Annotated in this window: 12 protein-coding genes; 9 read left to right on the plus strand and 3 right to left on the minus strand. The window is 47.1% G+C overall.

The window, feature by feature from the left end:
- Positions 1–211: 211 nt before the first annotated feature.
- From NLX82_RS18650 to NLX82_RS18665, 4 genes are all read left to right on the plus strand, one after another.
- On the plus strand, positions 212–1,657 hold the full coding sequence (locus NLX82_RS18650) for an ATP-binding protein (protein ID WP_028541154.1): 1,446 nt from the start codon (positions 212–214) through the stop codon (positions 1,655–1,657).
- Positions 1,658–1,703: 46 nt separating this feature from the next.
- Positions 1,704–2,423, plus strand: coding sequence for an NAD(P)H-binding protein (locus NLX82_RS18655; protein ID WP_076158780.1), 720 nt, complete (start codon positions 1,704–1,706; stop codon positions 2,421–2,423).
- Positions 2,424–2,640: 217 nt separating this feature from the next.
- Positions 2,641–3,021, plus strand: a complete 381-nt coding sequence (locus NLX82_RS18660) for a RidA family protein (protein WP_013308546.1) — start codon at positions 2,641–2,643, stop codon at positions 3,019–3,021.
- A gap of 123 nt (positions 3,022–3,144) precedes the next feature.
- Positions 3,145–4,209, plus strand: a complete 1,065-nt coding sequence (locus NLX82_RS18665) for an undecaprenyldiphospho-muramoylpentapeptide beta-N-acetylglucosaminyltransferase (protein ID WP_302055885.1) — start codon at positions 3,145–3,147, stop codon at positions 4,207–4,209.
- A 98-nt stretch (positions 4,210–4,307) separates the two neighbouring features.
- On the opposite strand, the gene NLX82_RS18670 is transcribed toward NLX82_RS18665, so the two are convergent.
- Entirely contained in the window at positions 4,308–5,063 is a 756-nt protein-coding gene (locus NLX82_RS18670; RefSeq protein ID WP_053324525.1) for a TspO/MBR family protein, read from the minus strand.
- Between the two features lie 244 nt (positions 5,064–5,307).
- Here NLX82_RS18670 and NLX82_RS18675 point away from each other — a divergent pair, with 244 nt between their 5' ends.
- The 3 genes from NLX82_RS18675 to NLX82_RS18685 all read left to right on the plus strand — a co-directional run bounded on the left by NLX82_RS18675 (position 5,308) and on the right by NLX82_RS18685 (position 8,333).
- Positions 5,308–6,258, plus strand: a complete 951-nt coding sequence (locus NLX82_RS18675) for a bile acid:sodium symporter family protein (RefSeq protein WP_023986785.1) — start codon at positions 5,308–5,310, stop codon at positions 6,256–6,258.
- A 250-nt stretch (positions 6,259–6,508) separates the two neighbouring features.
- The gene (locus NLX82_RS18680) at positions 6,509–7,633 is read left to right on the plus strand and encodes an NADH-dependent flavin oxidoreductase (RefSeq protein WP_254348745.1); all 1,125 of its coding nucleotides are present in this window, start codon (positions 6,509–6,511) and stop codon (positions 7,631–7,633) included.
- A gap of 112 nt (positions 7,634–7,745) precedes the next feature.
- Positions 7,746–8,333 carry a GNAT family N-acetyltransferase gene (locus NLX82_RS18685; protein ID WP_023986787.1) on the plus strand — a complete coding sequence of 196 codons (588 nt, stop codon included), beginning with the start codon at positions 7,746–7,748 and terminating at the stop codon, positions 8,331–8,333.
- Here NLX82_RS18685 and NLX82_RS18690 read toward each other — a convergent pair.
- On the minus strand, positions 8,299–9,933 hold the full coding sequence (locus NLX82_RS18690) for a response regulator transcription factor (RefSeq protein ID WP_023986788.1): 1,635 nt from the start codon (positions 9,931–9,933) through the stop codon (positions 8,299–8,301). The genes NLX82_RS18685 and NLX82_RS18690 overlap by 35 nt on opposite strands.
- Before the next feature lie 7 nt (positions 9,934–9,940).
- Positions 9,941–11,755 carry a sensor histidine kinase gene (locus NLX82_RS18695; protein ID WP_023986789.1) on the minus strand — a complete coding sequence of 605 codons (1,815 nt, stop codon included), beginning with the start codon at positions 11,753–11,755 and terminating at the stop codon, positions 9,941–9,943.
- Positions 11,756–11,963: 208 nt separating this feature from the next.
- Between NLX82_RS18695 and NLX82_RS18700 the strand changes: the two genes are divergently transcribed.
- Both NLX82_RS18700 and NLX82_RS18705 read left to right on the plus strand, forming a co-directional pair.
- Positions 11,964–12,845: a carbohydrate ABC transporter permease gene (locus NLX82_RS18700; RefSeq protein ID WP_023986790.1), complete on the plus strand. Its 882-nt coding sequence runs from the start codon at positions 11,964–11,966 to the stop codon at positions 12,843–12,845.
- Positions 12,846–13,682 (plus strand): carbohydrate ABC transporter permease, encoded by an 837-nt coding sequence (locus NLX82_RS18705; RefSeq protein ID WP_023986791.1) that lies wholly within the window; start codon positions 12,846–12,848, stop codon positions 13,680–13,682.
- The last annotated feature ends 51 nt before the right edge of the window (positions 13,683–13,733 follow it).

Consider the following 13,733-nt stretch of genomic DNA (forward strand, 5'->3'; position numbering starts at 1 on the left):
CGAAGTGCAAGATATAGACGAACTAAACCATTTCGATCTATATCTTGTTCATTGGAAGCCGCTTATGGGATTTTTGCAAAATCCTCATATACGGATATAAGATCTTTTGACATGTCGAAAGATGGGGCTTCATGTTATGATGTACAAGAAAGGCAAACGCGGTTAACATAGGCCTGGCATCCAATTTTTTGCGCTATGGGAGTGTGAGTCCATGCAATTTTCAATGATGTTTTTAATGAATTTAGGGATGCTGATTGCCGTTGCCTATGTGGCGAACGTGATTTATAAATATGGTTTGAGTCGTACCTCTTCGCGGTTCAAATATGTCAGCTCGGTGCTGCTAGTGATATTTGGCGGATGGGTCAGCTCTTGTTTTGGTTTTAACTTTAGTGAAACGGTTATTTTTGATTTGCGTTTTGTACCGCTGATTATCGCGGCATTGGTGTATCCCCGCTCCTATACGCTTATTATTATTGGGGTCGCAATCGGACTAACGAGATTTACCTTCGGTCTGCATATGGCGGCGTGGGTCGGCTTTTTGAATATGAGCATTCTGGGCGTCCTGTGCGCCGGATTGAACTACTGGATGCGCCGTTCCACCTGGCGTTTGATTATTAAGGCATCGGTGACCATTTTAGCGGTTAATATCGTAAATACGTTAAATATTGCCTGTCTGGGCGTCATTCCCTGGCGCTATTATGTAGCGGAGGTTGTTCCTCTTACACTGCCAATCGGCATCGTCCTCAGTTTTTTATTTGCTCTGATTTTAAGGGACTTTCAGATGGAACAACAGCGGAATCATCAGATTAAGCAGGCGAATGAGTTGTTATCAGAGCAGCGAGATGAGTTGCAGAAGGCAAAGGTCATTCTAGAGGAACGTGCCAAGCAACTGATGATGGCTTCCCAATATAAATCGGATTTTATGGCAACGATGTCGCATGAGTTACGTACACCTCTTAACAGCATCATTAATCTGGCGCAGATTATCAACGAGCAGGGAAAAGAACTGGATGAGGACGAGTTATACCAATACAGCGATCTCATCTATGCCTCGGGGCATGATTTGCTCCAAATGATTAACGACATTTTGGACTTGTCCAAGGTCGAGGCTGGGCACATGGAAATCGTAAGTGAGCCAGTCAATGTGCGTGAGATTGCGCAGGTGATGATGATGCATTTTGAAGTCACTGCGAAGGATAAAAACCTGGAATTCAGCTTAAAGGAGCATGAGCCTATACCGAATGAAATTCGGTCCGATTCTAAACGTGTACAGCAAATTTTGCGTAATCTGTTATCCAACGCCTTTAAGTTCACTCATGAAGGACGTGTATTGCTAGAAATGAGTACACAGCATCTGGATCGAAAGGGACAGGAGGGAGATTGGGTTGTATTTGCTGTAAAAGATACGGGCATCGGTATTTCCAAGCTTCAGCAACACGTTATTTTTGAGGCATTCCAGCAGGCGAACGGTTCCATTAATCGTAAATATGGAGGAACCGGGTTGGGATTGTCCATCAGCCGTGATTTTTCCCGCTTGTTGGGCGGGTTTATCCGTTTAGAAAGTGAGGAGGGTAAGGGAAGTACGTTTTCCTTGTACCTACCCATGTGTCCGTCCGTAAGCAAGGAGGCGGACGAACAACCCTTTAAATTAACCTAATCGCAATTGTAGGAGCAGGAGCGCTATGGCACAAAGGAGGTCTATCATGGAACGTAAAGCGGTCGTTGTGGGTGCAACAGGGCTTGTCGGGGGTTATGTTGTACGAGAGCTGCTGGTGCAAAAGGAATACAACCGCGTCATGGTTATGGGCAGACGTCCGTTGGACATCAAGCATCCCAAGCTGGAACAGGCGCTCATCGATTGGGAACAGCCACAGAAAGCGGCGTTCGCCTTCGAAGGGGTGGATGATGTTTTTTGCTGCCTTGGGACAACGATGAAAAAAGCTGGCACCAAGGAGCAGTTTCGTCAGGTGGATCTGGACTATCCGGTGCTGGCTGCCCAGTTGGGCAAAGAGGCTGGTGCTGTACAGATGCTAGCTATCTCAGCGATGGGGGCCGATCCAGATTCACGTGTGTTTTATAACCGCACCAAGGGTGAGGCTGAAGAGGCGCTTGCCGCTATCGGGCTGCCTGCGCTGCATTTGTTCCGTCCGTCGCTGATTTTGGGCGCGAGACCTGAACGACGTATGGGCGAAGCCGCTGCCGCTGTTGTCATGAAAGCGCTGGACGGTCTGATGACGGGCAAGCTCGCTTCCTACCGCGCTATCCCGGCTTCGGTCATCGCACGAGCCATGGTACGAATCGCTCTTGCGCAGGCGAGCGGCGTACATATTTATCCGAACGACATCATTCGGGTCATTGGTGCAGAGCTAACATCCGATGTTGAGGAGCCTGTTACAGGAACGGCTCCTGATGAGAACGTGTAAAATCACGGCAGGATTAAAATGACAATAACGCCGCTGTTGCCCAATGATTCGGACAACAGCGGCGTTATTTGTGTTTTATTGGTGGTTTGTTTTTTGCGGCACATCCACCGTAATCTCTAATTCATCAAGTGCGTTAATCCGTCGCACGGAATAGTGGCTTTGGACTTCACATGCTATAATACGGTGAACCAGTATCAGGAAGGAGAATCCAACCCATATGAAAAAAACAATTGCTACTGAAAAAGCACCCGGTGCTATCGGCCCTTATAGCCAAGCGGTAGAGGCAGGCGGGTTTATTTACACCTCGGGACAGCTTGGACTGAATCCGGCAACAGGTGAGTTCGGTAAGGATGTACAGGAGCAGGCACGCCTGTCCTTGAGCAACGTACAAGCCATTCTGGAAGCGGCAGGCAGCAACATGAACCAGGTTGTGAAAGCGACTGTATTCCTGAAGGATATGAACGATTTTGTCAGCGTCAATGAGGTGTACAGTTCTTTCTTTGAGCAACCCTATCCAGCACGCAGTGCGGTGGAGGTAGCTCGTCTGCCTAAGGATGCACTGGTGGAGATTGAAGTCATTGCATTGAAGGGCGAATAGTCTGAAAGGTCCGTTCATAAAATAAAAAGTTTGTATGGCAACCGGGTGTCCCTATTAAATAGAGGCACCCGGTTGCTCAAATTTAATGTGTTTTGTTTTTTTGAATACAGAGTGGAGGTGGAGATGATTAAAAAAATAATTTTCACTGGTGGAGGCTCTTCAGGACATGTAGCAGTAAACCTAGCTTTGATTCCTCACTTACTGGAACAACATTGGAGTGTCCAATACATAGGCTCTGAACAAGGGATTGAAAGAAAATTGATTTCTGGACTAGAAGATGTGTGTTATTTCAGTATCTCAACTGGGAAATTACGCAGATATTTTGATTGGAATAATTTTAAGGACCCTTTTAAAGTGCTGAAGGGGATTTCTCAAGCGTACCGGATTATAAGAAAAGAAAAACCGGATGTTATTTTTTCAAAAGGCGGGTTTGTTTCGGTTCCTGTGGTATTGGCTGGGTGGTTGAATAAAGTCCCTGTAATCATTCATGAATCAGATATTACCCCTGGATTAGCTAATAAGATTTCCAGCACATTTGCTACAGAAATTTGTACTACCTTTCCTGAAACCACTCAGTACTTTCGCTCTAAGCATACCCGGTATGTAGGTGCTATTGTGAGAGATGAACTAAAAGATGGGGAGGCAGCCAAAGGTTTGACCTATTGCGGATTTACTCGAAATAAGCCGATCATTCTGATCATGGGTGGGAGTTTAGGTTCCAAGAAGATCAATGAGATGGTCTGGATGAATTTAGAGGCTTTGCTCGTTCATTTTCAAATCGTCCATATTTATGGTAAAGACCAAGTGAATTATTCCATTCATATGCATGGTTACAAGCAGTTTGAATACATAAACGATGAACTGGCGGATGTTATGGCGATGGCAGATATGGTTGTTTCTAGGGCGGGTTCAAATTCCATTTTTGAATTCTTAACGCTGCGGAAGCCTATGCTATTGATCCCTCTTTCAAAGGCAGTCAGCCGGGGAGATCAAATTCTAAATGCCAAATCATTTAAAGCGCAAGGCTTTTGTGAGTTTTTAGAAGAAGAAGAGTTGGAATCTGAACGATTTGTTGACATGATTCTTGGTTTGTATGAAAAAAGGTCGGATTATATTATCAATATGAAGAAAATGAATGCAGATCACTCGACAAGCAAGCTTATAGATTTGATTAAAGTCTATACCTAATCACATGGTTAAAATGAATAAACAAAGCAAGCGAGCTTGGGCTAGATGATTCAGACCCAAGCTCGCTTGTTCTGGCTAGGAGATCATATTCGTTTTCTTTAATCCCGTTCTCGATTACGGGCAAAGAATAGCCATAGCGCGTACACCAGAATGATTGCCGCCAAGATCAATGCAGCCAGCCGTACATTTTCATTGTTCGGATGCTCGACGGCGATGGCGACATAGGCCCATACAAATACGAGAGGATAAATGCTGTCGCGATAAGGGAAGCTGACCATGATGGCCAATACGGTGCCGATGAGCAGGATAATGATCGCCCATGTCGTATCGCTGAGTCCCCAGCCACTCCATTCATTCTTTTCCAGTGCCACTGCAATATTGATAATAGTAGCAACAGATACCCAACCGAGGTTCAGGCTGAACGGTAGCTTGACGAACCACATTTCTCCGCGGGTTGGCTGCGGCGTGCGGGTACGTACATACACGACGCTCAAGGAAAGCAAGTATAGAATAATGACGATGACGCACAGCTCTACGTATACATACTGCCAGAGGAAAATCCAGATGATATTGAAGAGACAGCTTAGAATAAAAAAAATACCGATGGACTGAACGCTTGTCTTGGCTTGCCCTGTAGGTGTAGCTTGGTACACGACAAAGCAGGCGAGCAGTACGTAGATGACCGACCAGATGGAAAAAGCGTAACCCGCTGGGGTGATCAAGGTTGGGTACATGTTGGATACAGCAGCAGTGCTTCTGCCACCGATAGGAAGTGTAGAAGCCAGAACGTTAACGAGAACGACAGCGATAAATGCAATAATATTCCACCATTTATACGGATGGCTTCGTGACATAGGGATATCTCCTCCACAACGAATGATGATCCAAAAATGACCGACTGGTCACAAGCTTCTATTATGAATATACCCACTTTGCTTTCGAATATGTCCTAACCGGAAAAAGTTTCTTGATCCCGGTAAAATCATAAAAAGTTGTATGTATATGCAGTCATATGTAGTACAATGGTGAAAATTTTAAGCACTATATAAGCTGAATTTCCTCAAATTCAAATTATATAGAAGTAAGGAGATAAGTAGAATGAATGGCTTGGAGAAAGTAGGGAAATTTGTAGGAGGAACCTTTTCCATCTGGGTACTTTTATTTGCATGCTTGGGATTTTTCTTTCCTGCGGCGTTTACAGGGTTGAAAGGATACATACAGTTATTTTTGGGCATTGTCATGTTCGGGATGGGGCTGACTTTATCTGCGGCTGACTTTCGTGAAGTATTCCGGCGTCCAGTGGATGTGGCTATTGGTGTGGTCGGACATTATCTGATTATGCCGTTTCTGGCCTTTGGATTGGCATTAGTATTGCAGCTGCCACCGGATATTGCGGTAGGTGTCATTTTGGTAGGCTGTTGCCCGAGTGGAACCGCGTCCAACGTAATGACGCTCTTATCCAAAGGCGATGTGGCGTTGGGCGTATCGATTGCTTCAGTATCGACGCTGATTGCTCCACTAGCTACCCCGGCCATGATTAACCTGCTTGCTGGACGTTGGATGAATATTGATGCGAAGTCGCTGATCATGGATATTCTCATCGTGGTTATTGTCCCCATTGTGTTGGGTGTTATCGTCAAATCGCTATTTCGCAAACAGGCAGAAGCCAGTGTCCAGGCGCTGCCGCTCATATCAACACTGGTGATTATGCTCATCGTGGCTATTGTGATTGCAGGCAGCAAAGGCAAGATTTTGGAGACAGGTCCGATTATTTTTGGTGTGGTTATTTTGCATAACGGTATCGGGTTCCTGCTCGGATATTGGTTTGCCAAGCTATTCGGTATGAATCTTTCCAAGCGTAAAGCTGTTACTCTGGAAACGGGAATGCAGAATTCCGGACTGGGCGCTGCGCTGGCAGCAGCTCATTTTAATCCGATTGCTGCTGTACCGAGTGCGATTTTTAGCGTGTGGCATAATATTTCCGGCTCGTTGCTCGCGACCTGGTTTTCCCGCCGGGAGGAGAAGAACAGCACATCCGGCAACCATTAAGCTTTGTCAGTGGCTTGTGACAAGTGGCTGCGGTTCAGCTTTTTCGAACAGTTTGGGGAAGGTCAGAAAGGATAGATTTGACTTTATAGTTGCGGATCATTATACTGTGGTTGTTACAACCACTGTATTTAAGTAAGCAACAGTAGTTTGAGTTCGTTATGGAAGGAAAACTGCATCCAATTCATATTCGGCTTCATGCTTAACAGCCTTATATTATCTGATCTGATTTAAACTGAAGGAGAGAGAACGAATGAACCCAAAATATAATTCTCTATTTGAAGCTTTTACCCTGCCATCCGGTGTTACGTTGAAGAACCGTATTACCATGGCACCTATGACTAACTTTGCTTCCCACGAAAATGGTGAAGTCAGTGACGAGGAACTGGCATACTACCGTGAACGCTCCGGTGGTGTGGGCGCGGTTATTACCGCTTGTGTGTATGTAACTCCAGATGGCAAAGGATTTGTTAATGAGTTCGGTGCGGACAAGGATGAAATGATTCCTAGCCTGCGCCGTCTGGCAGATACGATTCATCAGGAGGGCGCGAAAGCGATCCTGCAAATTTATCATGGTGGCCGCCTGTGTCCACCGGATCAAATTCCAGATGGACAGCCGATCAGTGCAAGCGCAGTAGCCGAGGAAAAAGAAGGCGCGCCTGTGCCGCGTGAAATGACATCCGACGATATCCACCGCGTCATTCGTGCCTATGGCGAAGCGACTCGCCGCGCGATTGAAGCAGGCTATGATGGTGTGGAGCTTCACGGAGCGAACGGTTACCTGGTGCAGCAGTTCTTCTCCCCGCATTCCAACATTCGTACTGATGAATGGGGAGGAAGCCTTGAGAAACGCTTGGCCTTTCCGCTGGCGATTGTTCACGAAGTGAAGAAAGTGATCGCAGAGCATGCGAAGCGTCCATTCATATTCGGCTACCGCTTGTCTCCTGAGGAAGGACACACGCCAGGCATTACGCTGGATGATACGATGGTGCTTGTAGACCGTCTGGCGGATCAAGGGTTGGATTACCTGCACATTTCCGTAAATCATTTCTTTGGTGGTTCGTTCCGTGACCGTAGTGACGAACGGTCACGTACCGTTCTCATCCATGAGAAGGTAGGTAACCGTGTGCCGATTATGGGAGTCGGGTCGCTGAATACACCGGACGAGGCGCTTGCAGCACTGGAGACAGGTGTACTGCTTGTATCGCTGGGACGTCCGCTTTTGATGGAGCCGCAATGGGTTCAGAAGGTGCAAAACGGCACAGAAGATACCATTCGCACGACATTATCCAAACAAGCTCAGCAGGAGCTAGTCATTCCTGACTATTTGTGGAATGTATTGACGACCCTTCCAGGCTGGATGCCTGTTACGGACTAAATTTTGAATGATGGAGATACCCTAGGCTGCTCTCATGCACCTGGGGTATTTTCCTGTCTCATGACCATGAACACAATATTATAGGAATAACTGAGAAAGAAGGAAACTGACAATGTTGCATGAAGCTAATGGCGTAATTTTGATTAAGTCTACCCATCCGGGGCTACAGATTCGACTGTTACAAGTAAATGATGCAGAACGTTTATTAGAGATCAGACGTGAAAATTTTGATTTCTTCAAACCGTTCGAACCAGAACGACCTGAAATTTACTTTACGCTGGAAGAACAGGCGCGTCTGATTTCCAACGGTTTGGAAGCGGCACAAGCCGGACAGGGATATACGTTTGGACTTTTTTTGCTGGAAAATAATAAGCTGATTGGCAGAATGGAGCTGTCGGGTGTCGCTAGAGGCCCCTTTCAAAATGCCAATCTGGGCTACTTTGTAGATCCTGCATACCACGGACAAGGCTATGCGACTTCCGCAGTGAAGGATATTGTACGCTACGCCTTGAACGAGTTGGAATTACACCGTATTCAAGCTGGAGTGATGCCAAGAAATACGCCTTCCAATCGAGTGATGGAAAAGGCAGGATTTCGCCGCGAAGGGCTGGCTCTCAACTATTTGAAGATTAATGGTGTGTGGGAAGATCACGTGCTGTATGCGGTCACGGCTGAGGATTTGCAGAATGGCGTTTTCTGAATTCGCCGGGCGTGACCCCCTCCAGTTTTTTGAACACCTTGCCAAAATATTTTTCATCCTGATACCCGACCATACCGGCAATATGATGAAGGCGCAGCTTGTCATTTAGCAGCAATAGCTTTGCCTTGCTCATCCTGATCTGACACAAATAGTCTGACAGATTAACCCCGTACTCCTGCTTGAATTTACGAGAAATATATTCCCGACTGAGATAAAAGCGGCTCGCCATATCCTGTAGAGAAATGTCCTCGTTATAGTGTGCATCCAGATAGCGGGCAATATCACGGATGGTCGGGTTGTTTGGGCTATGGCTTGGTGTAAGCGCCTGACCGGCTGCCAGCAGTCGGTTTTCAACCTGTCTTTGCCATAAGGGCAGGGAAAGCGTGCCACGGTTGTCGACCGGCAATGCATGAATGGAGCCGGACTCATCTGCCAGTTCCTCGCCATCGATATCTCCAGGTCTGTCATTCAGCCAGCGGGCCAGCATCCAGTCCAACTCCTGATTCCAACTGGCTAGCTGCTCTGCTGTCACCGAAGGCAGCTCGGCTACGGCTGCTATCCAATGGCCTACCGCTATCGACACACGATTGGCATTACAGCTGAGCGCACTAAGCCGCAGTTCCTCTTCCATCTCAGGCAACTGGGGAAGACGAATGCTCTGCCGTGTCTGGGAACTCTGGTGCATCCAGTCGGCGGTTTGCAACACATCCCGTTTCCACAACGCTTGCCGTGCCTCTTGGTAGGCAGTGGCTGCCGCTATGGGAAAAGCGCCAAAAGAGCCAAAAGAGCCAACCCCGATGTGCATGTAACACCGCAAAGCCGTTTTGATCCCTGTGTGAATATCCTGCAAGAGCAGCGGCCAACGAGATGGCTCGCCCCAATACAGCAGAATAATTTCGTCCATACGCTCCAGATGACGGAATGCAACTCCGGTTTGAGAAGTTCCGAGAAATTCGTTACAGATGTTAATGAGGGAAAAGCTCAAAAGCGCACGGCGCGTTTTATATTTGTCCAGTATATCGGCATCCAGCTGAGTGGTACTCATCACAGCTGCATTACATATCTGAATAGCTGCAGGAAGACGTAGCTCCTCACGTAAGGGCGTAATGGATAGAGGGGTATTCGCTATACCGGAAACGATTTCAGTCAGGAGCTTATCAGCATAGTGCGGCCTCATCCGATTGACCTCCATGGCCTGCATCGTCTGCCTATTCCGGTCTTGCTCCGCCGTCCGCCAGGCTTGAGTGGCTTTATTTAGAGCCTCGTTAATCTCCACTGGATCCACGGGCTTAAGAATATAGTCCATGCCTCCCCGGCGGATGACCTGTCGAACCAAGTCAAAATCATCATAGCCACTGACCACCACGACTCGGGTTGCTGGGGAATTGACTTGAATCCACTCCATCAGTGCTACTCCATCCTTGCCGGGCATCCGCATATCCGTGAGTACAACAGGTGGGGAAAGGGCGGTAATGACCTCAATCGCCTGATCGCCCGACTCAGCCTCAATCACCTCGCTCACACCGCAAGCTTCCCAATGTACGAGCATCCGTATGGCATGGCGTACATGCTTCTCATCATCTACAATCAGGACTTTCATTGACAGATCACTCTCCCTTAATATGAATTTCCATAGGGACTTCAGTACGAATTTCGAGTGTATAACGGACGCCATGAGGCAGAATGTTGTCTACGCACAGGGTGTTAGAACCATCCTCCGAGTGAAGCTGAATACGCAATAGAACATTACGAAGGCCAATGGAGTCCTGCTCGCTAGTGTCCGGCTCCTCGTAGGCTTTCAGCGGACGTTTTAACATATGCTGGAGCTGCTCCAAATCGGCCTGTGGAATGGAAATTCCGTTATTTTCCACTGTTATTTTCACAATGCCTTCCTGGATTCGGCTGCCTGTAATGCGAATTTCACCGGGCCCCAGCCGGGGATCGGCACCGTGTTTAAAGTAGTTTTCCACCAACGGTTGGAGAATCATTTTTGGCACCCGATCATTTAGCACCTCATCTTCCCACTGGTAAGTGACCTCTAATTGCTCACCGAAGCGTTCCTTTTGTAAATCAAGATATTGTTTTACATGTTCGGCTTCTTCCTTGAGTGTAACTACCGTATGGTCCCGCATGTTATAACGCAGCATTTTGGCAAGGGAAGAGAGCAGAGAATAAATTCGCGGCACCTCATGCTGTAGGGCCAGGGTTCCAATAGACTGTAGCGTATTATATAAAAAGTGAGGATTAATCTGTGCTTGAAGCGCTTTCAATTGATGTGTCTTGTTAGCCAGCTCCAGCTTGTATTCCCGCAAAATGAGGTTATTGATAGTATCCATCATCTGTCTGAAACGGCGCGACAGTACTCCGATCTCATCGTTACTCATGGCCCGAATGTCTACATCCAGTTGACCGGACTGAATCTGGTTTATGTAGCGAGTCAGTCGCTTAATAGGTTCCGTGATTTTTATCGAAATCCATAACGTGGCAACAATGACAAGTAGCAACGCTGCGCCTGTAATGACCGCATTAATCTGAGTCAGGCGGGTAGCCCGTAAATACAGCGTACGATGTGGAATTTTCTTGACGAGCGTCCAGCCTGACAGATTGGCATCCAGCTTGCCGTACACGTGCAGTGCTGTATCATCCTCAATCACTCCGTGCTCGCCTTCTTTAGAAATTCGATTGAGCAGGCCAGATTCCTTCCAGTGTGTTCCAATCGATGCTTCTTTTCCGCTATATACGATCGTTCCGTTCCGATCGATCAAAAACAGTTCCTCTGTATCCGCATCATACAATTGACGGCAAATACTGCGCAGCGGCTCCAGATCAACATCTATAGCCAGTACCCCAAGCGTCTCTGAGGCAGGAATGTTCCGAATCGCCCGATGAAGTGTAAATACCTGCCGCTTTGTGCTGTGCTCCGCATAGGAAACCGCCGAAAAGCCGTACAAATGCTTCATGTGCGAAGGCTGTATGAATAGTCCGGAAGGGCCGTAATGAATAGAGCCAGTAAAGGGCTCCAGTCGGAATTCCCGTAGCGGGACTGTACTGGTAATCAACGTGGATTGCCCAGCCTCAAAAGAATGCAAATATACTTGGTCAATGCCTGACGAAGCATTCATCATCGTTTGCAGTGTGGTGTAAATTTCAGCGACGGCCCGGTAATCATCCGGAATTTTGGCCAGATTACGCAGAAAATGGGGGTCATTATAGACTCCAATGGACGCGCGATTCAGTCCCTGTAAATAGTTATCCAGATTCGTAATTCCCTGAAAAATAAGCCGTTCATTTTCTTGTGTGGCCTGCTCCCGCAAGGATTGCTTGGTGAGAACAAAGGTCATAGTCATCGACAGCAGCAGCGGCAGAGTGACCGCAATGAGCAAAAACCAGATCAGGCGGGAACGAATACTGTGAAATTTCATGCAGTGAGCTCCTTTCACAATTCAAGGCGAGCCAGAGGTCAATATTTTCCCCCCTAATGGTTCACGATCCTACGTGTTCTCCAGAGCGCTTATTCGACATAATGAACATGTGAATCGCATATCCGTACGGACCAAGCATTATGCTGCTGAAAGAAAGCCGTAAGGGAGCGTTCCAGACACCAACAGACAACAAAAGGGGGGGATCGGATTGAATCGCGCCAAGTCGTCGCAATGGCTCCAGCAATGGATTTTTGTAGGGCCGTCGACGTTATTTTTCGTTATCATTATTGTAATCCCTTTTATGCTCGGAATGTACTATTCTTTTACAGAGTGGAATGGGGTAGCCAATGAGGCAAAGTGGGTCGGGCTGGATAATTTCAGTCACATTTTATGGAATGATGACAAATTTGGGACAGCGTTCTGGTTTACGGTCCGTTTTACGGTGGTAGGAGTGGTGGCTGCGAATATTTTTGGCTTTCTGCTGGCGTACTTTCTAACCAAACCGCTGAAAACAAAAAATGTACTGAGGACCATCTTTTTTATGCCTAATGTGATCGGAGGTCTGTTGCTGGGCTTTATCTGGCAGTTTATTTTCGTCAAGGGATTTGCAGCAATTGGAGAGAGCACGAACTGGTCCTTCTTCAATCTGTCCTGGTTGGGAGATGAGATCACGGCCTTCTGGGGCATTGTCATCGTGTTTATCTGGCAAACTGCCGGGTATTTGATGGTTATTTATATCTCTTCCCTGACCAATGTGCCCCGCGATATGCTGGAAGCAGCCGAAATTGACGGAGCAAGCCGGATGCAAATTTTGCGGTCGATTATACTTCCTTTAATCATGCCTGCCGTTACGGTTTGTCTTTTCCTGGCGATATCATGGTCATTCAAAATGTTCGATCTCAATTTGTCACTGACCAAAGGCGGTCCCTTCGGGTCCACAGAGTCGGTTGCACTCAATATTTACAATGAAGCGTTTGTGAATAATCGTTATGGGCTGGGAACAGCTAAAGCACTCATTTTCTTTATCATTGTTGCTCTGGTTACGAGCCTTCAGGTACGACTGACGAAAAGTCGGGAGGTGGAAGCGTAAATGGAAACAAGCAAGCGCTACCGCTTTGGAACATGGGCGACCGAGATGGTGATGATCCTCGTCGCATTGTTATTCCTCGTCCCGTTTTACTTTTTATTCGTGAATTCGGTCAAAAGCTTTGGTGACCTGCTCACCGATTCTGCGGCCTGGCCACAAACCTTTGTATGGAGCAACTATGCTAGAGCGTGGAGCATCACGCGTTTTCCCGAAGCTTTATGGAATTCACTCGTGGTTACGGTAATTAGTAATCTACTGCTCGTACTGATCAGCTCAATGGCTGCTTACCGAATGGTCCGGCGTCCGACGCGTTATAATCGGGTGTTGTTCAGCCTGTTCGTAGCTGCCATGGTCATTCCTTTTCAATCGGTGATGATTCCTTTGGTCAAGGTTGTAAGTACACTGGATTTAATGAACAGTATAAGTGGTCTGGTAATCTGTTATCTGGGATTCGGAGCTCCAATGTCGATCTTTCTCTTTCATGGATTCGTCAAAGGTGTGCCAGTCGAGGTGGAAGAAGCAGCTACGGTGGACGGCTGTACGCCTTACGGAGTGTTTTTCCGAATTGTGTATCCGTTGATGCTACCGATGATGGTAACTGTTATTATTTTAAATACGCTCTGGATTTGGAATGATTATCTCCTGCCTTCTCTGGTACTGCAAAAGGCTGAACTGCGCACGATTCCGATTGCTACCTATGCCTTTTTTGGACAATACACGAAGCAGTGGGATTTGGCTTTGCCTGCTCTGGTGCTGGGCATCTTGCCTGTCATCGTATTCTTTCTGGCCATGCAAAAATATATTATACAAGGTATTATGGCTGGTTCGGTCAAAGGTTGAGTGTGGGATGAGCTGAAAATGTACACGGTGGCCACTCCGCAAACGGATGGT

This window comes from Paenibacillus sp. A3M_27_13 (genome assembly GCF_024213315.1).
In the GTDB taxonomy this organism is placed as follows: Bacteria; Bacillota; Bacilli; order Paenibacillales; family Paenibacillaceae; genus Paenibacillus; species Paenibacillus polymyxa_B.

Bases quoted from the DNA above. Each gene is read 5' to 3' on its own strand.
- NLX82_RS18680 (WP_254348745.1), top strand. From the start codon at position 6,509: ATGAACCCAAAATATAATTCTCTATTTGAAGCTTTTACCCTGCCATCC.
- NLX82_RS18690 (WP_023986788.1), bottom strand. From the start codon at position 9,933: ATGAAAGTCCTGATTGTAGATGATGAGAAGCATGTACGCCATGCCATA.
- NLX82_RS18665 (WP_302055885.1), top strand. From the start codon at position 3,145: ATGATTAAAAAAATAATTTTCACTGGTGGAGGCTCTTCAGGACATGTA.
- NLX82_RS18655 (WP_076158780.1), top strand. From the start codon at position 1,704: ATGGAACGTAAAGCGGTCGTTGTGGGTGCAACAGGGCTTGTCGGGGGT.
- NLX82_RS18695 (WP_023986789.1), bottom strand. From the start codon at position 11,755: ATGAAATTTCACAGTATTCGTTCCCGCCTGATCTGGTTTTTGCTCATT.
- NLX82_RS18660 (WP_013308546.1), top strand. From the start codon at position 2,641: ATGAAAAAAACAATTGCTACTGAAAAAGCACCCGGTGCTATCGGCCCT.
- NLX82_RS18670 (WP_053324525.1), bottom strand. From the start codon at position 5,063: ATGTCACGAAGCCATCCGTATAAATGGTGGAATATTATTGCATTTATC.
- NLX82_RS18650 (WP_028541154.1), top strand. From the start codon at position 212: ATGCAATTTTCAATGATGTTTTTAATGAATTTAGGGATGCTGATTGCC.
- NLX82_RS18705 (WP_023986791.1), top strand. From the start codon at position 12,846: ATGGAAACAAGCAAGCGCTACCGCTTTGGAACATGGGCGACCGAGATG.
- NLX82_RS18675 (WP_023986785.1), top strand. From the start codon at position 5,308: ATGAATGGCTTGGAGAAAGTAGGGAAATTTGTAGGAGGAACCTTTTCC.
- NLX82_RS18685 (WP_023986787.1), top strand. From the start codon at position 7,746: ATGTTGCATGAAGCTAATGGCGTAATTTTGATTAAGTCTACCCATCCG.